General features: G+C 70.4%; 18 protein-coding genes. 9 read left to right on the top strand and 9 right to left on the bottom strand.

Annotated elements, in window-relative coordinates; translation table 11 throughout:
- Positions 1-30 precede the first annotated feature (30 nt).
- From bcp to AC6JA9_RS37605, 3 genes are all read left to right on the top strand, one after another.
- Entirely contained in the window at positions 31-987 is a 957-nt protein-coding gene (gene bcp, locus AC6JA9_RS37615; protein WP_267699285.1) for a thioredoxin-dependent thiol peroxidase, read from the top strand.
- Between the two features lie 283 nt (positions 988-1270).
- A complete protein-coding gene (locus AC6JA9_RS37610; protein WP_223750769.1) occupies positions 1271-1756 on the top strand; it encodes a hypothetical protein in 486 nt (161 codons plus the stop codon).
- A gap of 99 nt (positions 1757-1855) precedes the next feature.
- A complete protein-coding gene (locus AC6JA9_RS37605; protein WP_223782714.1) occupies positions 1856-2236 on the top strand; it encodes a hypothetical protein in 381 nt (126 codons plus the stop codon).
- A gap of 285 nt (positions 2237-2521) precedes the next feature.
- Here the strand turns inward: AC6JA9_RS37605 and nagZ are convergent, their stop codons facing one another.
- Both nagZ and AC6JA9_RS37595 read right to left on the bottom strand, forming a co-directional pair.
- Entirely contained in the window at positions 2522-3586 is a 1065-nt protein-coding gene (gene nagZ, locus AC6JA9_RS37600; RefSeq protein WP_223750789.1) for a beta-N-acetylhexosaminidase, read from the bottom strand.
- 165 nt (positions 3587-3751) lie between these two features.
- Complete coding sequence (locus AC6JA9_RS37595; protein WP_223782712.1) at positions 3752-4768, bottom strand: IQM protein middle domain-containing protein; 1017 nt, start codon at positions 4766-4768, stop codon at positions 3752-3754.
- Between the two features lie 313 nt (positions 4769-5081).
- Here AC6JA9_RS37595 and AC6JA9_RS37590 point away from each other — a divergent pair, with 313 nt between their 5' ends.
- Together AC6JA9_RS37590 and dbpA are read left to right on the top strand one after the other, a co-directional pair.
- Positions 5082-5480, top strand: coding sequence for a DUF488 domain-containing protein (locus AC6JA9_RS37590; RefSeq protein ID WP_223782711.1), 399 nt, complete (start codon positions 5082-5084; stop codon positions 5478-5480).
- A gap of 91 nt (positions 5481-5571) precedes the next feature.
- Complete coding sequence (gene dbpA / locus AC6JA9_RS37585; RefSeq protein WP_223782710.1) at positions 5572-6954, top strand: ATP-dependent RNA helicase DbpA; 1383 nt, start codon at positions 5572-5574, stop codon at positions 6952-6954.
- Between the two features lie 6 nt (positions 6955-6960).
- Here the strand turns inward: dbpA and AC6JA9_RS37580 are convergent, their stop codons facing one another.
- The 4 genes from AC6JA9_RS37580 to AC6JA9_RS37565 are packed head-to-tail and all read right to left on the bottom strand — an operon-like array spanning position 6961 to position 11881.
- A complete protein-coding gene (locus AC6JA9_RS37580; RefSeq protein ID WP_223782709.1) occupies positions 6961-7857 on the bottom strand; it encodes a hypothetical protein in 897 nt (298 codons plus the stop codon).
- Between the two features lie 11 nt (positions 7858-7868).
- Entirely contained in the window at positions 7869-9971 is a 2103-nt protein-coding gene (locus AC6JA9_RS37575; RefSeq protein ID WP_497958585.1) for a BatA domain-containing protein, read from the bottom strand.
- Entirely contained in the window at positions 9968-10846 is an 879-nt protein-coding gene (locus AC6JA9_RS37570; protein WP_046716420.1) for a DUF58 domain-containing protein, read from the bottom strand. Before AC6JA9_RS37570 ends, AC6JA9_RS37575 begins: the two co-directional genes overlap by 4 nt.
- Before the next feature lie 6 nt (positions 10847-10852).
- Positions 10853-11881, bottom strand: coding sequence for an AAA family ATPase (locus AC6JA9_RS37565; protein WP_223750775.1), 1029 nt, complete (start codon positions 11879-11881; stop codon positions 10853-10855).
- A 269-nt stretch (positions 11882-12150) separates the two neighbouring features.
- On the opposite strand from AC6JA9_RS37565, the gene AC6JA9_RS37560 reads away from it, so the two are divergent.
- From AC6JA9_RS37560 to AC6JA9_RS37550, 3 genes are all read left to right on the top strand, one after another.
- Positions 12151-13521, top strand: a complete 1371-nt coding sequence (locus AC6JA9_RS37560) for a hypothetical protein (RefSeq protein WP_223750776.1) — start codon at positions 12151-12153, stop codon at positions 13519-13521.
- Positions 13522-13606: 85 nt separating this feature from the next.
- Positions 13607-13924 carry an ArsR/SmtB family transcription factor gene (locus AC6JA9_RS37555; RefSeq protein WP_223782707.1) on the top strand — a complete coding sequence of 106 codons (318 nt, stop codon included), beginning with the start codon at positions 13607-13609 and terminating at the stop codon, positions 13922-13924.
- Positions 13921-14319 (top strand): SRPBCC family protein, encoded by a 399-nt coding sequence (locus tag AC6JA9_RS37550; RefSeq protein ID WP_223782706.1) that lies wholly within the window; start codon positions 13921-13923, stop codon positions 14317-14319. Before AC6JA9_RS37555 ends, AC6JA9_RS37550 begins: the two co-directional genes overlap by 4 nt.
- Before the next feature lie 58 nt (positions 14320-14377).
- On the opposite strand, the gene AC6JA9_RS37545 is transcribed toward AC6JA9_RS37550, so the two are convergent.
- A complete protein-coding gene (locus AC6JA9_RS37545) occupies positions 14378-15985 on the bottom strand; it encodes a DUF3466 family protein (RefSeq protein ID WP_223782705.1) in 1608 nt (535 codons plus the stop codon).
- Positions 15986-16217: 232 nt separating this feature from the next.
- Here AC6JA9_RS37545 and AC6JA9_RS37540 point away from each other — a divergent pair, with 232 nt between their 5' ends.
- Complete coding sequence (locus AC6JA9_RS37540; RefSeq protein ID WP_497958584.1) at positions 16218-17669, top strand: metallophosphoesterase; 1452 nt, start codon at positions 16218-16220, stop codon at positions 17667-17669.
- 58 nt (positions 17670-17727) lie between these two features.
- Here AC6JA9_RS37540 and AC6JA9_RS37535 read toward each other — a convergent pair whose 3' ends face one another.
- Complete coding sequence (locus tag AC6JA9_RS37535) at positions 17728-19143, bottom strand: fibro-slime domain-containing protein (RefSeq protein ID WP_497958583.1); 1416 nt, start codon at positions 19141-19143, stop codon at positions 17728-17730.
- Positions 19144-19356: 213 nt separating this feature from the next.
- Positions 19357-20535: a hypothetical protein gene (locus tag AC6JA9_RS37530; RefSeq protein WP_497958582.1), complete on the bottom strand. Its 1179-nt coding sequence runs from the start codon at positions 20533-20535 to the stop codon at positions 19357-19359.
- Positions 20536-20643 lie beyond the last annotated feature (108 nt).

The raw sequence follows: 20643 nt of genomic DNA, 5'->3' as shown, positions 1-20643 counted from the left end.
CCTGTTTGTGGCTATGGAACGCGCATGCCCATGCCCCAAGCAGGTGACGCGGCTCCCGACTTCCAGCTGCAGGACCAGGACGGCAACACCGTGACGCTCTCGCGGTTCGCGGGGAAGAACGTCGTCCTCTATTTCTATCCGAAGGATGACACTCCCGGGTGCACCGTGGAGGCGTGCAGCTTCCGCGACGAGCACTCGACGCTGGAGGCCGCGGGCGCCGTGGTGCTCGGCGTGTCCGCGGACAGCACCGCGAGCCACCGGAAGTTCGCGACCAAGTTCAGCCTGCCCTTCCCGCTGCTGGCGGACACCGAGCACCAGATGTCGGAGGCGTACGGCGTCTGGGGAGAGAAGTCGCTGTACGGGCGCAAGTTCCTGGGCATCACCCGCGCGACGTTCCTCATCGGGCCGGATGGCAAGGTGAAGCAGGTGTGGCCGAAGGTGAAGGTGACCGGGCACGTGGTGGAGGTGCTCGCCGCGCTGGGCGCGAAGCCCACGAGCCTTCCCACGGGGGAGTTACCGGCGCCGGGCTCGAGCCCGAGCGTGGAGGAGTCGAGCGCGGGTGACGAGGACGCGCGCGAGGCTCCGGTCGCGAGCGCTCCGGTGCCCGCTCCGGCGCGAGTGCCGGTGACGCGGTTCGATGCGCCGAAGCGCAAGGCGCCGCGTGACACGGGGACGGGTGCCACGGCCCAGGTGGAGGCTCCCGAGGCTCGCCCGGCGAAGGCCGCGCCCGTGACGAAGGCCGCGCCCGCGAAGAAGGCGGCTCCGGCGAAGAAGTCGGCCGCGCCCGTGAAGAAGAGTGCCGCGAAGAAGGCGGCTCCGGCGAAGAAGACCGCGCCCGTGAAGAAGGGGGCTCCGGCGAAGAAGTCGGCCGCGAAGAAGGCCGTGCCCGCCAAGAAGGGTGCCGCGAAGAAGTCGGCTCCGGTGAAGAAGGGGGCTGCGAAGAAGAGCGCTCCCGCGAAGAAGGCAGCTCGCGCGAAGAAGAAGTGAAGTCGCTTCGCTGAGTGGCGGGCTCGTCGATCCACGCAAATCTTGCGTGCTCCGGGCCCGCCCTCGCAAACCCTTCGCATCCGCCCGAATACACCTTCTGTCAGGAAGAAGCGTGGATGGTCACGCGGACCTCCTCGCCTGACGAAGTCATGAAGAGGACTGTTCGCACGCGCTCACGAGGGTTTAATTGAGCAAGCGGCCGAGGGCCGCCATGTACCTGTTTCGTGGGTGGACGCCGTCGAGTGTCCACCTTCGATGAACGGGAACCTCAAAGGGAGTGGACATGCGCGAGCTGAATCTTCGACGGTGGACCCAGGTGGCGGCGCTGACGATGGGCGCGCTGTGGACCGTGGGTTGTGGTGCGCTTCCCGAGACGGGAGGCAAGCAGCCGGACGAGCCGCGAGGCGGCGCGTTCGCGCAGCGTGGCATCCAGCCGAGCGCCCTGCTGGACATGGAGGGCAACGTGCATCCCGAGAAGTCTCCGCCGTGGTTGATGACCGCGGACCGGGGCCACAACGGCACCATCAAGGAGATTGGCTCCAGCATCGACCCGCGCACGCCCAAGCTCGACGGTCAGCAGAACAAGTCCCTCTGGGATGACTCGGGCAAGATGATGCAGGACCGCTACGGCAGCGCCACCTACTCCCCCACGGCGCAGGGCCTGGGCGGCGAGGACGGCGCCATGACGGGGACCGTCACGGACCACCACCGCTCCTGGGGCTACCGCCCGCTCGGCTGGCAGGACCGCAACGCCCACTCGCGCCGCTAGGCGCCCGGCGTGCCCTCGCCCATCCCCCCGCCGCCGTGGGCTGGGGGATGCGTATCCATCCCTCTGGAGCCTCGGGATGGCTCGCCGGAGGGATTGCACATGAACCACCGAACCGCGCGCCGTTGGCTCCTGCCTGGGGCCCTGGTCGTCATCACCTCGCTGGGCACCGCCTGCGGGGATTGGGGTGGCTCCTGGTACCAGGGCAACTCCAACGAGGCCCAGCCCTTGAGCAGCTTCGGTCCCGGTACGGGGGGCTCGGGCCCGAACATCGCCCCGGTGCAGGACCGCGTGGGCGAGAATCTTCCGCCCACCGCCGTGAACAACGTGCCGCCTCGCGTGCAGCCCGGAATCGCCCAAGGCGACCCGGACGCCATCCGCCGTGAGGAGGAGAAGGAGGCCCGGCAGGACCGCGAGGAGGCGAAGGACTCCGCTCCGGCGCGAGCGCCCGCCCAGACTCCACCTCCTGACAACACACACTGAGCCGCTGCCTCCAGGCCCGGGCGCCCCCTGGATCCGGGAGCAGGGTCCACCCCCGGTCGCCGCCCTGCGCGAGCAGGGTCGCATCACTCCGCCCGTGAGCATTCATCCGAAGGACAGCGCCCCTCGGGCGTGGCCTCGCAAGAAGGCTTCGTCCGCGAGCGCCCTGGGCGAAATGGCCGCACGAGCTGGACGTGGCCTCACGGGGCTTCCCCGTGCGCCCTCGTCGGCACGTGCGTGGCGCGACGGCCCGCGGGGGCGAGCCGAGCGGGCTCCACCCGCGAGCCCTCAGCGCGACGCGAGCATGACCTCGGTCGGGTCCTTGCCCGCGAAGGCGCTGTCGAGCCCCTGGGCGAGCGCCAGATGCTCGGCCCCGCCGAGCGTGGCGAGCCGGTCCTCCGCCGGGTGTGCGAAGCGCGCGGCGAGCACATCCAGCCGGCGATGCGCCTCGGTGATGCGCTCGCGCGGAATCCGTCCGGACTCCACCGCCTTCACCACCGCCTCGATGGCGCGCCGCTGCACGTCCACCTGATGGCACACGAGGAACAGGTCCACCCCCGCGAGCGTGCCGCGCACGGCGGCCTCCTCCACGGAGTAGTGCGCCGCGATGGCCTTCATCTCCAAATCGTCGCTGACGAGCACCCCGTCGAACCCCAGCTCCTGGCGCAGCACGCCCGTCAGCACGCGCTCGCTCATCGTCGCGGGCATCTCCTTGTCCAGCGCGTCGAACATGACATGCGCCGTCATCAACGACGCCAGCCGCGCCTGCGCGAAGGCCCGGAAGGGCACCAGCTCCACGCGCCGCAGCCGCTCCAGATCATGCGGCAGCCGGGGCAGCGTCAGGTGGCTGTCCGTCATCGTGTCGCCGTGCCCGGGGAAGTGCTTGCCGCAGGACGCGACGCCGCCCGCCTCGAGCCCGCGCGCGAGCGCCACGCCCAGCCGCCCCACCGCCTCCGCATCCCGGCTGAAGCTCCGGTCGCCGATGACGGGGTTGGCCGGGTTGGTGTCCACGTCCAGCACCGGCGCGAAGTCCCAGTCGAAGCCCACCGCGCGCAGCTCGTGGGCGAGCAGCCGTCCCACGCGCTCCACGACGTCCGCGTCCCCGCGCTGGCCCAGCTCCCGCATCGGGGGCAGGGTGGTGAACGGCGCGCCGCGCAGCCGGGCCACGCGTCCCCCCTCCTGGTCCACCGAGAGGATGAACGGCCGGCCCGCGCGCACCTTGAGCGCGTGGCACAGCGCCGCCGTCTCCTGGGCCGTGCCCACGTTGCGCTTGAACAGGATGGCGCCGTAGATGCCGTCATCCATCAGCGACGCCAGGTCGGCGTCGACGCGGGTTCCAGGAAAGCCCACCATGAACAGGCGGGCACAGTCGCGGTAGAGGGCGGAGACAGTCACCCGCGCAGTGTCGCACTACCCGGGGAGGGCTGGGGGAGCGGAATGCGACGCGCCGCCCCGGGCGTCGTCTGCTCGTCAACTCCCGAGGCGTTCGAGGCCAGCACCTCCCCGCCGCCCGCCGACTCAGCTGTCGGGGAAGAGGTCGTCGAGGGCCTGTTGGGCCAGCGCGTCCTCCTGGGCCACGGCGTTCACGAAGGCCGAGGCCTTGTAGACGAACCGCGAGGAGATGTTCTGCTCGAAGCTGCGCTGCTTGAGCAACGCCACGCGACGGCGCTCCCTCGCCTGCAGGTCCAGGATGCCCGAGACCTCGTCGTCGACGAGCTCCTTGACGACCTGGAGCGTGCCGACGTCCGACAGGAACACCCAGGGGAGCTGCTCGGGCGTCAGCGGCACCAACGCGAGCTGGGGGTCCACGACGAAGGCCACCAGCGCTCCGGCCAGGACGACGCCCTGGCTCTGGAAGTACACCAGCGTGTCGTGGAGCGACTTCTTGTCGGGGCGATAGTGGCCGCTGTGGTTGGTGAGCATCTGCAACCGGCCGTTGAGGACGCGAATCTCCCCGGCGGACCGTGTCGGCGCGCCGCGAACGAAGGTCGAGTGGGCGATACGGTCCTCCTTGTCGAGGTGGTTGAAGACATACAGCCGCTGCTCCAGGTCCAGCACATATCCGCCGAAGCACGCCTTGCCATGGGATTCCATGCGGGACGTGTCGAAGAGGGACAGCTTCCCGCTGGAGTGACGTCGATAGAAGAGCCCTCCGCGGATGAACACCTGGAAGGGGCGCGCCTGCCACTCGGCGAACATCCGCGTGCGCTGGCGGCTCGGCCCCAGCCCGTTGTCGATATCCCGCGAGGGCTGGTTCACCGTCAGCATCTTCCGGAACGGGCCCGCCTTCGTCCGCATCGTCTGGCAGATGCTGCGCACGCTCCGGTCATTCAGCAGCCGGGCGAGGATGTTCAGGTAGCGCCCACGCCAATCCGTCAGCGTATCGGCCTCCCCCTCATCGAGTTGGTCCGGTGTCGCCAGGGCCGCCTTCGCTCCCGAGTAGATCTCCCAGGCCAGGGGTACCTGCTCGGACTCCTCGTCGACGAGTTGGTAGAGGCTGTGCACGCTCTGAATCTTCTCGAAGGTCTCGGACATGGATGTGGGGAGCCAAGGGGAAGGTCTCGGAGGTGTGCGGGTCGGAAGGTGGAGCCGTGGCCTGTCCGGACGGCAGAGCAAGCGACGAGCCAGGGCTTGCCCGGCTCGTGTGCCACGGTGTCCGCACCGCGAGCCGGTGTCTGGCGCGTTCTCCGGGGACGCGCGTGCGTTCGGGGCCACGGCCATGACATGGGACGTCATGCCCTGGGCGAGCCGCCAGGGCTTCCGCTACCGGTCCGCGCACGGGCTCTCCACCTTGCCCGAAGAGGCCCGTGAGACAGGGCCACCCATCGACCCAGGGGGCAGGCAGGCCATGATTCAGCTCGCGCGCGTGTATCACCATCTGGAGCCCGGGGACTCGGACGGCGCTCGCTTCCTCGTGGAGCGGCTGTGGCCCCGGGGCATCAAGAAGACCCGGCTCGAGCTCGACGGCTGGCTCAAGGACGTGGCGCCGAGCACGGAGCTGCGCAAGTGGTATGGCCATGAGCCGGCGCGCTGGAAGGAGTTCCAGCGCCGCTATGCCCGGGAGCTCTCCTCTCACGACGAGGCGCTCGCGCCCCTCCTCGAGGCGGCCCGCCAGGGCGACGTGACGCTGCTGTACAGCGCGCGCGACGAGGACCACAACAGCGCCGTCGTCCTGAAGGACTACCTGGAGAAGCAACGGCGGCGTCCGGCCAGGCGGCGCCCACGCCGTCGTCCCACGGTGCACTGACGCGGGGGGCTTGTTCCACCCCGGGCGACTGCTACAAGGGCGCGCTGATGCTCCGAGGCACCTTCCGCGCCTCCGTTCAATCGAGGCCCTGATGGATTTCGCCACGCTCGCGCTGTCTCCTCCGCTGCTCCAGGTCCTGGGGGAGCTCGGCTTCCAGTCCGCCACGCCCATCCAGGCGCAGAGCATCCCCGTGCTGCTCCAGGGCAAGGACCTGGTCGGCCAGGCCCGCACGGGCAGCGGCAAGACCGCCGCCTTCGCGCTGCCCCTCTTGCGTCAGGTGCGGCTCCAGGACCGTCGGGTCCAGTCGCTGGTGCTGTGCCCCACGCGCGAGCTGTGCGCGCAGGTGGCGGGCGAAATCCGCAAGCTGGGCCGCAGGCTCCCGGGGCTCCAGGTGCTGGTGCTCGCGGGTGGCCAGCCCATCCGCCCGCAGCTGGAGGCGCTGGAGAAGGGCGCTCACATCGCGGTGGGCACCCCTGGCCGAATCATCGACGTGCTGGACCGCGACGCGCTGGACACCCGTGGGGTGGCCACGGTGGTGCTGGACGAGGCGGACCGGATGCTCGACATGGGCTTCCGCGAGGACATGGAGCGCATCCTCGGCGCCATGCCGTCGCGCCGGCAGACGGTGCTCTTCTCCGCGACCTTCCCGCCGGACATCGCGGCCCTGAGCCGCGCGTTCCAGAAGGAGCCGGTGCGCGTGACGGTGGAGGACACCGAGGCCGCGCCGCCCATCCGCCAGCTTCGCTACAACTCCGCGCCGGAGGACAAGCCGGCGATGCTGCTCAAGGTCCTCCACCGCCACATGCCGGCGTCCGCCATCGTCTTCTGCAACCACAAGGCGACGGTGGTGGAGCTGACGAAGTCGCTCTCCGACGCGGGCGTCAGCGTGGACGGGCTGCAGGGCGACCTGGAGCAGTTCGAGAGAGACCGCGTCATGGCGAAGTTCCGCAACCTCAGCACGCGCGTGCTGGTGGCCACGGACGTGGCGGGGCGAGGCATCGACGTGGAGGCGCTCGACGCCGTCGTCAACTTCGACATGCCCTTCCAGCCCGAGCCGTACGTGCACCGCATCGGCCGCACCGGACGCGCGGGCCGCACGGGCCTCGCCATCGCGCTGGTGACGCCGCGCGACGAGCGCAAGGTGGAGGAGATCGAACAGGCCCTCGGCGTGAAGCTGGAGACGGGCGACCAGGCCGCGCTGGAGGAGACCTTCATGAAGCCCGGCGCGCTCGGCTCCGAGTGGGAGACGCTCTACATCTCTGCCGGTCGCAAGGACAAGATGCGGCCGGGCGACATCCTCGGCGCGCTGACGGGCGAGGCGGGCGGGTTCGCCGCGACGGACGTGGGCAAGATTGAGATCCAGGACCACATCGCCTACGTCGCCGTCGCCCGGCGCGTGTCCCGCATCGCCTTCCAGCGCTTGAGCGAGGGCCGCATCAAGGGCCGCAAGCACAAGATTGAGCGCGTGAAGTAACGGCGCTCAAGCCGGAGGCGGCGGGAGCCTGCGCACCTCGAAGTCGAACTCGCGCAGCTGTCCCCGCAGGAAGTCCGCGATGTACACCAGGTACGCGGGGAAGGGCGCCGAGTCCAGGAGCGCGAGGGCCTCGTCCCGCTTCTCCAGCTCGCGAAAGGCCTCCACCCGCAGCAGCCGATTCTCGTCCGAGTCCGAGGTCACGAGGTGGGCCAGTACATGCAGGTTGCTGAGCACCGCCCGCGTGCGCCTCCAGGGGCTTCGCCAGGATGCGCCCTGGTGATGGGGCGCGTTGCTCATCCACCACAGGTGCTGGCGCGCCTCCCACTCCCACGCGGGGGGCCGCAGCAGGTTCTCCCGCAGGACGAACTGGAGCTCCGCCTCGGACGGGTGCTCCAACCTGGGCGCCTCCTTCCACTCGCGCGGGAGCAACGAGCGCGTCGACTGCGCTGTCGTGGACTCCAGCGAGACGCGCGCGCCCAGCTCCACCAGGCGCCTGGCCAGTCGTCCCGCCACGTCCTCAGCCCACGCCCCCAGCGGCGCTGGGAGCTTGTCGAGCATCCGCCGGGCCTCGGTCGGAGACTTGCCCAGCTCACGACTCAAGAGGTGCATCGCCTCGGCGCGGCGCCCGCCCGCGTGGGCGAGCGTGACGCGGGTGACGGGCTCCTCGTGAGGCACGGTGCGCTCCGTGAGCTCTCCCAGTCGACGTGACCCGGCGGCCCGGAACAGCGCGTGACACGAAGCACAGCGGGAGAAGACCGGGGGGCGCAGCGCCATCGGCGGCTCCTCGCACCAGCCATCCGTCCAGCCCGCGATGCCCAGCGTGTTGCCGGTGGCGAGTGAGCGGAGCAGGTGCGGCGCTCCACAGTGAGGACAGGCGATGACGACGTCGGGGCCGGGCATCATGGCCCCGAAGTCTATTTGCGCAGCAGCGTGCCCTCGAAGAAGAACGCCACGCACGCGGCCAGGATGAGCCACGTCCACAGCGGCACCGAAGGTCGGTCCTCGTCGCCGCTGGACGCCTTCACCGTCTCCTCGCCGAAGTACGCGGTGAGCGTCTCCTGCGGCACGCGCGTCAAGTCGCTCTCGGCCGGGTCCAGCGTCGCCGCGAAGGACAGCGCGGGCACCATCTTCCCCTCCGCGCCCAGCACCGAGTACGCCCCCGGCTCCAGCACCGGCCCCGCCACGACGGAGCCCTCCGTCTGCTCCTTCAGCGGCAGCTCCGAGCCGTCCGGCGCCTTCACCGCCGTCACCTTCTGCGAGCCCTCCGGACGCAAGCTCGCCAGCTCACCCACGCGTACGCGCACCTCCTCGCGCTCCTCCAGCGAGCCGGTGAGGTACGCCGCGAAGCGCTGCATCAGCGGCAGGAAGCTGGTGCGGATGGCGAAGTCGCTCCAGTCGCGGTCCACCGTGCTGGTGAACAGCGCCACGCGGCCCTTGCCCTTGCGCATCACCGCGACCGCGGGAGCTCCGTCCTCGTACGTGGCCAGCACCTGGCTCGCACCAGGAGACGTGGGGTTGTCCGCCTCCAGCAGCATGTAGCGGTAGAAACGTGCGCCCACGAGGCCCTCCTCGGCGCGCCCGGTGAAGGGCGAGAAGAGCACGTGCTCCTGGTTCACCTGCGCCAGCCGCGCCGCCTTCGTCTCCGCCTCCGGGTCCGTGTCGCGCTCCGCGCTGGTGCGCAGCACGCGCAGCGGCCGGGGCAGCACCGCGCCCAGCTTCTGGTTGTAGTCCTCCGTGTTCACCCGGTCGCCCATGCTGACGAACAGGCCGCCGCCGTTCTCCACGAAGGTGGACAGCCGCGCCGCCTCCTCCGCGTTCGGCGCCGCCACGTTGAGCAGCAGCACCAGGTCGTACGTGGAGAAGTCCTCGCGCAGCCCCACCTCCGCGTCGCGCACGGCCACCTCCACCGGAGAGCCCGGCGCCGTCAGCGCCGCGTCCACGAAGAAGGCTTCGTCCCGGTAGCGCGTCGCGTGCGGCGCGCCGTTCACCACCAGCGCCTTGAGCGCGCGGGGCACCGGCAGCACGAACGCCCGTCGGTCATCCTCCGCCAGCGCGTCCGGCGCGAGCGTCACCTGGCCCACCACCGTGCCGCCCTGCGGGAAGCGCACCGTGAGCGCCTTCTGCGTGGTGCCACCGGCGGGCACGTCGACGAAGCCCTTGGCCAGCGTCGTCTCGCCCGTGCGCACCGCGGCCTCCAAATCCTTGACTGCCTCCGTCCCGAAGTTGCGCACCGTGAAGGTGAACTGGAACGCGCGCGGGCCGGCCTGCAGCGCGGGCTCCACCTTGAGGTCGACGATGGCGTGGTTGGCGAGCGTCTCCTTGCCCTCGGCCACGTCGCGCAGCACCACCTCCGGCTTCACCGGCGCGCCCGTGGGCCCCTTCACCGTGGGCGGCGGGGCCTCCAGCCGGAACGCCGTGGCCGCCATGTCGGAGACCACCACCAGCCGCTTGGCCGGCATCGGGTTCTCTTCCAGCGAGCGCGCCGCCAGGTCCATGCAGCGCGACAGGTCCGCCCCGCCGTACGTCGGCTTCGCCTCGTCCACGAGCGCGCGCAGCCGGGCCCGGTCGAACCCCGGAGGCGGCGGCGGCGCGGGCGAGCCCGTGCACACCACCACCGTGGCGGGCTCCTCGGGCAGCAGGTCCCTCAGCGCGTCGCGCGCCTCGTCCCGGCCCCGCTCGAAGAGCGACGTGCCGTCCGACCAGCGCATGGACAGGGACGCGTCCAGGATGATGGCCGTCGCGGCCGGGCCCTTCACCACCTGCGCGGCCTGCGCGTCGCGCGTCAGCTCCGGCCTGGCGAGCGCGATGGGGATGGCCAGCAGGATGAGCGTGCGCAGCACGTACAGGAGCAGGCGCTTCAACTTGAGGCGGCTGGCGGTGCGCTTCTGGCTTCTCAACACGAAGGCCAGCGGACCGAACGGATGGGGACGCGGCCTGCGTCGGTCGAACAGGTGCACCAGCAGGGGGATGAGGGCGCCCAGCGCGCCCAGCAGCATCCACGGATTGCCGAACGTCACCCGCGCCTCCCGCGCCGCGCCAGGTACCGCAGCAGCACGTCGTCCAGCTTCTCGTCCGTGCGCACCAGCTCGTAGTCCACGTCCGCCTCCGCGCACGACGCCTTCACGTTCGCCAGGAAGGCGTGGAACTCCTCCAGGTAGCTCTCCTTGATTTCACGCGGGTTCACCTCGATGCGGCCCTCGCCCTCCATGTCCATGAAGAGCGTGGGGTCATCGAAGGGGAACGTCAGCTCCGCCGGGTCCACGACGTGGAACAGCGACACGTCGTTCTTGCGCTGCCTGAGCGCCAGCACCCGCTTGAGCGCGTCCTGCTTCTCGTCGAGCAAATCCGACAGGACGATGACGGTGGAGCGCCGGGGCAGCACCTCCGCCAGGTGGTCCGCCGCGCTGCCCAGATCCGTGGTGCCGCCGGCCGCCGTCGCATCCAGCGTGTCGAGCAGCACGTTCAGGTGGCCCGCGGACGCGCGCGGGGGCACGTCCTTCCACTTGCCGCCGGTGAGCAGCGCCAGGCCCGCCGCGTCCTGCTGACGCACCAGCAGGTACGACAGCGCGCCCGCGAGCGTCGTCGCCACCTCCAGCTTGGACAGGGCGCCGCTCTGGTAGCCCATGGAGGCGGACGCATCCACCACCATCACCGCGCGCAGGTTCGTCTCGTGCTCGAAGCGCTTGACGTAGTACTTGTCGAACTTGCCGTACGCCTTCCAATCCAGGTGGCGCAGCTCGTCGCCGGGCGCGTACTCCTTGTGCTCGGCGAACTCCACGCTCTGCCCCTGATGGGGGCTCTTGTGGAGGCCGGACAGCACCCCCTCCATCACCGCGCGGGCACGCAGCTTCACGCCCTTGAGGCGGGCCAGCGTCTGGGCATCGAGCAGCACGCGGCGCTAGCCCTTCACCACCGTGAGGAGCTGGTCCACGAGCTTCACGGACGTGATTCCCTCGCTCTCCGCGGTGAAGTTGGGCAGCACGCGGTGGCGCAGCACGGGACGCGCCAGCGCGCGCACGTCCTCCACCGTCGCCACGAAGCGCCCGTGGAGAATCGCGCGCGCCTTGGCCGCGAGCACCAGGTACTGGCTGGCGCGAGGGCCCGCGCCCCACGACACGTTCTTCGCCACGAAGTCCGGCACGCCTGCTTCCTTGGGCCGGGTGTTGCGCACCAGCTCCACCGCGAAGCGCACCACGTGGTCCGGCACCGGCACGCGCCGCACCAGGTCCTGGAGCGCGACGATGCGCTCGGGCGACAGAATCTTCTCGAGCGTCGGCTGCTCGCCGCCGGTGGTGCTCTTGACGATTTGAATCTCCTCCTCGGCGGTGGGGTAGCCCACGTCCACCAGGAACATGAACCGATCCAGCTGCGCCTCGGGCAGGGGGTAGGTGCCCTCCTGCTCGATGGGGTTCTGCGTGGCGAAGACGAGGAAGGGCGGGGCCAGCGGATACGTGCGGCCGCCGGCGGTGATGCGGTACTCCTGCATGGCCTGCAGCAGCGCGGCCTGCGTCTTGGGCGGCGTGCGGTTCACCTCGTCGGCCAGGATGATGTTGGCGAACAGGGGGCCCTGCACGAAGCGGAAGTTGCGCCGGCCGGTGGTGCGGTCCTCCTCCAGGATGTCCGTGCCGGTGATGTCCGAGGGCATCAGGTCCGGGGTGAACTGGATGCGGTTGAAGGACAGGTTCAGCACGTCCGCCAGGGTGGAGATGAGCAGCGTCTTGGCCAGGCCCGGCACGCCGACGAACAGGCAGTGGCCCCGGCTGAAGAGCGAGATGAGCAGGTGCTCCACCACCTCGCGCTGCCCGACGACGCGCTTCTCGATTTGAGCGACGATGGCGTTACGGGCCTGGGCAAGCTCCTCGACTGCGCGGAGGTCGTCGCTCGAGGCATCGGGCACGGGACGTGGGGCGGGGGCGGCGCTTTCCATGGAAGGAGTCTCTTAATTCGCGGGCGGCGCCCGGACCAACGGTTTCCTCCTTCCGAGCGGCCGAGTCGTGCGGTGGCAACCGTTGGAGTGGGGGCCTATTCCGCTGTCACACACTCGGGGGACGGGGCCCCGAGGCCCCCAGTCGCCTGCACGCCCCCCGGGCGGGTGTCTCCCCCCGAGGGGCAGGGGGAATGCCACGTCCCGGACACGCTGCTTACCGTCTCCGGAGAGCCGGCTCGCGAAGGACGGCGGCGGCTCGGGGAGCACGCATGCGGTCAGAGCGAGCGGGGCGTTGGTTCCAGGGCTGGAGGTGGCTCGCGCCGCTGGCCCTCCTGTGGGGCGTGGGGCTGGCGTGTGGCTCGGAGCCGGGCAGCCCGGAGCCCCCCGGGGAGGAGGCCGCGCCCGGCACGGACGGGGACAACTCGGGCTCGGGCACGCCGCCGAAGTCGGGCACCCGGCCGCCCTCCGAGGGCGAGGGCGCGCAGGTGCCCTGGGAGGCCCGGGTGGGTGGGCCCCAGGACGACTCGGGGACCGGCGTCGCCGTGGGGCGCGACGGGGACGTGGTGCTGGTGGTGTCGCAGACGCCCCGGCAGGACGCGGACCGCGAGCCGGTGGCCGGGGAGCGGCTGGGGGTGGTGCTGGGGCGGTACGCGGCGGATGGGACGCCGCGCTGGACGCGGGAGTTCCCCCGCGAGCGCCTGTCGGATTTGCGCGTGGCGGCGTCACCGGGGCCGGACGGCGCGGTGTTCCTCACGGGCAACGCGTTCCTGTACCCGGCGAACTTCGGGCTGGGCCCGGCGCAGGACGGCTTCCTGGTGCGCTTCTCCGAGGACGGCGAGCCGACGTGGCAGCAGCGCGTGGGGCAGAAGGCCCAGTCGGTGGTGGCGGACGCGGACGGCGGCGTGGTGGTGGCGGGTGAGGAGTGGGTGGGGGCGCTGAAGGACCCGGTGCTGACGCACTACGCGGCGGACGGCTCGGTGCGCTGGACGCGGCGCTTCACCGGGACGGGCGAGGAGACGGCGCTGCACGCGGTGGCGCTGGCGCCGTCGGGGCGCGTGGTGCTCGCCGGGCAGCTCGAGGACACGCTGGAGGTGGACGGCGAGTCCTTCGGCGCGAAGGGCCGTCGCGGCTTCGTGGTGCTGGAGTTCGATGAGGCGGGGAAGCTGGTGTGGGGTCGAGAGCTGCCAGGGGCCAAGGGCCGGGTGACGGCGGTGGCGGTGGGGCCGCAGGGCGGCGTCTCGGTGGCGGGCGACTTCGCGGGGCTGCTCGTGTGGGGCGGCACGTCGCTGGGGACGCAGGGGCCGTTCGTGCTCGCCGTGGGCGCGGAGGGCGAGGTTCGCTGGCTGAAGCAGCCCGAGTGCGGCGAGGAGGCCCAGGAGGGCGTGGCCGCGGCGGTGGACGAGACGGGCGCCGTCTCCGTGGCCTGTGGCGACGTGCTCACGCGCTATCCCATGGACGGCTCGGACCAGGCGCGGCGCGTGCTGCGGGCGCGCGAGTGTCCGAGCGGCCAGTGCACGCTCGCGGTGACGGGGCTCGCGGCGATGCCGGGACAGGGGCTGGTCGCCTCGGGCTGGCTGCGCGAGGGTGAAGGGGAGACGTGGAACCAGGAGGCGCTCCTGTGGCGAATCGCGCCCTGGTGACCTGAGCCGACGCACGTCGGGCCTGCGAGGGCGATGTGTCGGAAGAAGTTGACGCGTCGGAAGTTTCCGACGTATTGCTTCGCGCATGCAGAAGGTCGATGTCTTCTCCGCGCTCGCCAATCCGGTGAGGCGCGAGATTCTGGTGCAGCTGCGCAAGGGGCCTCGCAAGGTGGGGGACCTGGCGAGTCACTTCGACGTGGGGCGGCCGGCGGTCTCGGAGCACCTTCAGGTCTTGCGCAAGGCGAGCCTCGTGCGTGAGGAGCCTCGGGGGCGCGAGCGCTTCTACCACCTGGACCCGCGTCCGCTGTCCGAGGTCGGCGGCTGGCTGGAGACGTTCGAGCGCTACTGGAAGCAGCGGCTCGGCGACCTGGAACAGCTTCTCGACGAGGAGGACGCTTCATGAAGGACGCCGGAGTGATTCGGGTCAGCCATGTCTATTCGCAGCCACCGGCGAAGGTGTGGCGCGCGCTCACCGAGCCCGCGCTCGTGGCGCGCTGGTGGGCCCCGGGAGACATCCGCGCCGAGGTGGGCCACCGCTTCGAGATGGACATGGGACAGTGGGGCAAGCAGCGCTGCGAGGTGCTCGCCGTGGAGCCCGAGCGGCTGTTCCGCATCCAGTTCGCGCTGAACACCACCATCACCTGGACGCTGGTGTCGGAGGGCACGGGGACGCGGCTGGAGCTGACGCACGAGGGCTTCGACCTGGACTCGCCGATGGGACGGCGCGCCTTCGAGGGGATGAAGCCCGGCTGGCCGGGTGTGCTCGCGCGCATCGCCCCGGTGGCCGAGGAACTCTGACGCGCATGCGCCCCGCCCGGCGTGTGTCGTCGGACGGGGCGCGGTGTTGTGTCGGGGGCTACTGGCGCACGAGCTTGAAGGCGGTGCTGGTGCCGTTGAAGCGGCCGAAGCCGACGATGTCGCCGCGGGTGTTGATGCCCTCGGCGGACAGGAGCGTCCAGCCGCTGTCCGCGGGAATCAGCGTGTTGAGGTCGTGGATGCGCTCGTCGACCCAGAGCACGGCGGCGGCGGTGCCCAGCGACGCGTTGCCGTGGTACTGGCCCACGTAGCCGACAATCCAGCCCGACGCGTTGATGGCCTTCGCCTCGCTGTGGATGGCGGTGGGCTGGCTCGACAGGGTGCCCAGGCTCCGGACGGTGCCGTCGCTCCAGGTGAAGGCGTTGTAGATGGGCGAGCCGCCCGACGTGGCGCCGATGACGGCGGAGCCCACCACCTGCCGAGACTCGTTCACCGCGTAGGCCTGGCTCGCGAGGCTCACGTCCAGCGCGCCGACGTTGACCAGCTGGCCCTGGGCCGTCCAGAGCGTGGCGCGCGTGACGCCCTGCGCGTTCTTCGAGGACCCCACCACGTCACCCGCGTTGTTGATGTCCCACGCGCGGGCCAGCGTGTTGCCCTGGCCATCCAGCGAGCCCAGCTCCGTCATCGTCCCGTCCACCCAGCGGAACGCGCGGCTGGTGGTGCCGTTGGACGCGCCGCCGACGATGACGCCGCTGTCGTTGATGCCGGTCGCCACCGCGGACGCGCCGCCGAGCGTGCCCAGGTCGGTCATCACGCCGTTCTCCCAGCGGAAGGCGCGGGGCGTGTTGTTGTCGCTCTCGCCCACCACCACGCCGCTCGCGTTGAGGCCGTACGCACGGCTGAAGTTGTTGCTGCCCGGGAGGATGCCGAGCTCGGTGATGCTCTCCTCGCTCCAGCGGTAGGCGATGAGCGGCGGCGGCGTGCCGGTGATGACCGTCGAGCGCACGTTGCCCACCACCTGCCCCGCGTCGTTCAGCTCCAGCGCGAAGCTGCCGCTGCCCGAGGGGTACATGATGGGGACGATGGTGTACGTGGGCAGCACGGGGTTCGGCTGCTCGGGGACACAGGTGCCGTTCACCTCCACGTAGCCCGCGTCACAGTGGCAGTGGTCGCCGTGGCTGTGGCCGTGCTCGCCGCAGTCGAGCACTGGCTCCGTCTGGGGCACGCAGGTGCCTTCCTTCTCCTCGTAGCCTTCGTCGCAGTGGCAGTGGTCGCCGTGCGCGTGGCCGTGCTCGCCACAGTCCGGCCCCGTCACGGGGGCCGCGACACACGTGCCCTCCTGCTCGACGTAGCCTTCGTCACAGTGGCAGTGGTCCCCGTGTGCATGGCCGTGCTCGCCGCAGTCGAGGCCCGGCTCGGGGGCGACGACGCAGGTGCCGTTCTGCTCGGTGTAACCTTCGTCGCAGTGGCAGTGGTCGCCGTGCAGATGGCCGTGGCCTCCGCACTCGATGACGGGCTCCCCGGCGACGACACACGTGAGGCCGTCCGCGACGTAGCCCTCGTCGCAGTGACAGTGGTCGCCGTGCAGGTGGCCGTGGCCGCTGCACTCAGCGGTCTCGTCGGGCCCGGGCTCGTCCGAGGAGCCGCAGCTCACCATGAGGACGGCCGTGACGGCCAGGAATGCCAGATGGAGGGGTCTTGGATGCATGACTGTTCCCGGGGAGGTGCGAAGGGCGGAGCGCTCACGCGCCTTCGAGGTACGGGCGTTATGTCATGTGAGGATTGTTGATGCAACCGTGTTGCGTCTATGTCTCGTGTCCGGTTTTGGCCTGTTTGCCATCGATGTTTGGATTGACCAGGAATCAAGTCATTGCCTGGGTCAATCGGGTCGAAGAGGCTTTCGAGGAGCAGCGAGTCGTGTTCCTTCGAGAGGAGACATCATGGGTTCATGGAGAGTCGTGGGGTCCTTGGCGCTGGTGGCGGGGCTGTGGGCGTGTGGTGGTGGCGCGCCCGTGGAGCCCGCCGGGACAGCGTCCAGCGAGGCGGCGCTCGACTGCGCCGCGCTGGGTTCGCCCGTGTATCACCGCATCCGGCCGAGCAATGGCGACAGCCTCTACACGCTGAACGCCAATGAGGCGACGAACGCGGGAACGACGTACGGCTACACGGAGGACCGGGGCGTGGCGTTCCGGGCCTCGGGAATCACGGGGACGGGGCTGTCGCCCGTGTATCGCATCTACAGCCCGAGTCGGACCGAGCACTTCTGGACCATCGACGCGGCGGAGAAGCAGCAGCTGGTGACGCAGGGCGGCTTCACCACCGACGAGGGCGTGGGCTTCTTCGCGTCGGCGACGGCCTCGCCGTGCCTGGTGCCCGTCTACCGCTACGCGAACGACACGCTGAGGAAGCACCGCTTCGCCATCACCGCCCAGGAGCGCGCGGCGCTCAGCGCGGCGGGCTGGGTGGACCAGGGCATCCGCTTCCACGTGGCCCCCGCGACGCCGCAGCCGGTGGACACGAAGTTCACGCTGGTCATCGTCCCGGATACCCAGAACGAGGTCGTCTCCAGCTCCACGCTCATCGACCACCGCATGCAGTGGCTCGCGGACAACAAGGCCGCGCTGGACATCCGCTTCGTGGGCCACACGGGCGACATGGCCAACTGGGACACGCCGGACCACATCCAGTACGTCCGCGCGGGCAACGCCTTCCAGAAGCTGGACGCGGCGGGGATTCCCTACGCCATCGCCATCGGCAACCACGACACCGCGGCCACCTGCCCGGGCGGCAGCGCGTGCCCCGGCAACGTGAACGCCAACCTGCGCAACACCACCACGTTCAACACCTACTTCCCGCCGTCGCGCTTCACCCGGCTGGGCGGCGTGTTCGAGGCGGGCAAGAGCGACAATTCCTTCCACACCTTCTCGGCGGGCGGGCTGAACTGGCTGGTGCTCAGCCTGGAGCTGTGGGCGCGCACGGACGCGGTGACGTGGGCCCGGAACGTGCTCGCGCAGCACCCGAACCACAACGTCATCGTGCTGACGCACTCCCACCAGAACAGCGGCGGCGCCATCGAACAGGGCAACGGCGGCTACGGCAACAACAGCCCCCAGTACGTGTTCGACAACGCGCTCAAGCTGTACCCCAACGTGCGGTTCATCTTCTCCGGGCACGTGGGCACGCACGCCTACCGCGCGGTGACGGGCACGCAGGGCAACACCATCCATCAGATGCTGACCACCTACCACGACGGGTCCTCGAACCCGACGCGGCTCATCGAAATCGACACCGCCGCGAACACCTTCTCGTCGCGCGTGTACCTGCCCTACACGAACGTCGAGAAGACGGACGGCTCGAAGTTCACCGTCACCAACGTGTCCTGGGTGCGCTGAGGCACTTCACGCCACCGCTTCCGAGGAATGAGTGCCTCGGAAGCGGCGGCGTCGGGACTCAGAACAGCTCGAGCTGGCAGTACGCGCTGCAGCCGTCCTGGCTGTTCAGGTTGCCGTCGTCGCACTGCTCTCCCGAGGAGAGCTGCACGACGCCGTCCCCGCAGCGAGGCCCGAAGATGCAGCCCGCGGCGCACTGGCCATAGCCGCCGTCGTTGACGCCGTCGTCGCACTGCTCACCCGGGTCCACCGTGCCGTTGCCGCACAGGAGCTGGGGGTGGGGGATGCACGCGGTGTACTGGCGGGGGTAGTGGAAGTTCTGGAGGCCCAGCCGGTAGGAGGAGCCGGTGGTGTGACGCTCCGCCTGGAACACGGCGAGCTGGTAGACGCCGCCCACGTTCAATCCCAGCGGGGTGGCGAGCGCGGCCAGGCTGACGCTGCCCGTCTCGGGGCCATGGATGCCGCCCAGGTCCAGCGCGAGCCGGCCGTTGACGAACACCCAGACGTCGTCATCTCCCCGGAAGCGGATGACCTCGGTGCCGTTGTACTGGAACCAGTGGCGCGTCTCGCTGGTGAAGCTGAAGTTGCGCGGCCGCGCGGGGGCGCCGTAGTCGTTGCGCAGGGGCTCCTGGCCCGCCGCGACCCACCCCGCGTTGTCGAGCGGGAAGAAGAACGCGTTGTCGTAGAGGTACTCGTTGTCAGGCGTCCGCGTGAGCTGCAGGTTGCCGACGAGCGGCAGGTTGACGTTGGGCACGTCACGGAACCACTGGTCGAACGCGTACTGGCCATGCGTCGTCAGCGAGCTCACCCCGACCTTCGCGTAGACGGGCTTGTTGTCGGGGCCCAGGGTGGAGGCCACGATGCCCCGCTCACTGCCGTTCTTGTTCTGGAAGTCGATGTGGCCGCGCGGCAGGCCGCCCGTGGCGGGCAGGTCGTAGCCGCGGAAGTCACGGTAGACGATGGGAAGCTCCAGCGCGGAAGGGGGCGGCGCCTCGAGGACCTGGCAGAGGAAGCCCGGCTCGAGCTGGCACGTCGGCGAGCACCCGTCGTGGGCCACGGTGTTGCCGTCGTCACAGGCCTCGGAGGCGTTGGGCTCGAGCCGGCCGTCGCCGCAGCGGGCCTCGCAGCTGCCGTTGAGGCAGCGGGGCTCGCGCTTGCACAGGGGCGTGCAGCCATCGCCCAGGTTGTAGTTGCCGTCGTCGCACTCCTCGGAGGGGTGCTTGATGGCGTCGCCACAGAGGGCGGAGCCGGCGTCGGGTTCAGGAGGTCCGGCGTCGGGCTCGGAGGGGCCGGCGTCGGTGGCGGGGCCGGCGTCGGTCTCTCCACAGCCGGGCTCCAGCTCCATCCCGGGGGACTGCCACGGGTCCTTCACCGGAGCGAGGCCGGCGTCATCTTCGCGGCCGCAGGCGAACAGCGTGACGACGAGGGAGGCGAGCAACACGCTCGCCAGTCGGGGGGACTGAGGAAGTGTCTGCATTGTCGATGGGATTCCAGGTGGGTGAGGCGTGAGCCGGGGCGCATCCTGCTCCCGCCGTCTGACATTCCGTGGAACGCACCATCAGTTGGCTTGCTTTGGTTTCTGGATTACATGTGTCTCCCGGTGCGGGAGTGTGGTCGCCGGGCGTCGGGTAGATCCGGGCGTCGGGACTGCCCGTGGGGAGGTCGGAAGCCAGGGTGCCACGACAGGGTTTCAACCCGGCGGCACCGGAGGCCGGGGACTTCGTGCGGCAGCGGAAAGGGCGCCGTCCAGCTTCAGGTCCTGGTTCAGCCCCGCATCCTTGCTCACCCGCCAGATGCGCTGGTCCAGGTAGTAGTGGTGCAGGGCGAAGCCCCAGATGAAGCCGGCCATGAAGTCCCGCAGCGTCAGCCCCGTGCCCAGCGCGAGCTTCGCGTCGAACACGCCGCAGCCCGGATGCGCGCCGAAGCCACACCCCAGGCCCCGGTACACCAGGGTGAAGGCGATGCCGCACACCGCATAGAAGATGAACCGCTGGCTCACCTTCGGCGCCCAGCCGAAGGACGCCGGGTCCACCCCCGCCGAGTGATAGCGATTGCGGTGATAGAACCAGACGATGCCGTGGTACTGCACGTTGTGGAACGCCGTCACCGCCACCGCGAACATGATGAAGTCCATCCGCGCGGACACCGACGGCCAGAACACCACCGCCGACAGCCCCACCGCGGCCCCCATCATCAACAACTTGGGCCCGTTCACCGGCTGCCCCTTCCGCCAGCGCCACGCCTGACGCCCCGCGCTCAAGAGCACCACCGCCGCCACCAGGGTGAAGCACGCCGCGGCGACCACCGGCTCCCAGCTCGGCGTGCCCGTCAGCCCCAATTGCTTGCGCGCCCCCGGATGCGTCACCGCGAACGCCACGAACGGCGCGACGAGCCCCACGTAGAGCGTCACGCTGTCCAGCCGCTGGTCCACCCGCGACGTCTCCCCCGACTTGCGCTGGTACAACCGCATCAGCCCGTAGTGCTGCCGCACCACGTGCCAGTACGCCCACAGCGCGGCGAAGGTGAGGAACAACACGAACGGCAGCTTGCTGCCGACGAGCAACGACACCCCGAAGCACACCGGCCCCAGCGCGAACCAGCCCAGGCTCCCCAGCAGCAGCCGCCTGCGCGTCTTCCACTCGCGCGCGTCCAGGTACGTGCGCGACACCGTCGCGAACAGGTGCGGCCCATCCAGCACCAACACCCACGCCCACCACAACGCCAGGCTGCTCACCCCCGCCCCGGCATGAAGTCCGACAAGGATGAGGCTCGCGCAGGCGCCGCCCACCGTGGAAATCAAGTCGTGGCGTCGGTCGACCAGCCAGCCGGTGCGCGGCGCCACCGCGACGGTGAGAGGGATGGTGCTCATGGACGCCTCCTCGCGGCGCACGACATTACAGGAAGGTGCAGGTAGGCCGCAGGCCCACCTGTCCTGGTTCCTCGGCCTGCCAACCAACCGAGGCCCCAAAACCCTCTT

Source organism: Myxococcus sp. MH1 (genome assembly GCF_059738865.1).
Note: the sequence above shows the minus strand (reverse complement) of the source record. Positions and strands in the feature narration are given on the sequence as shown.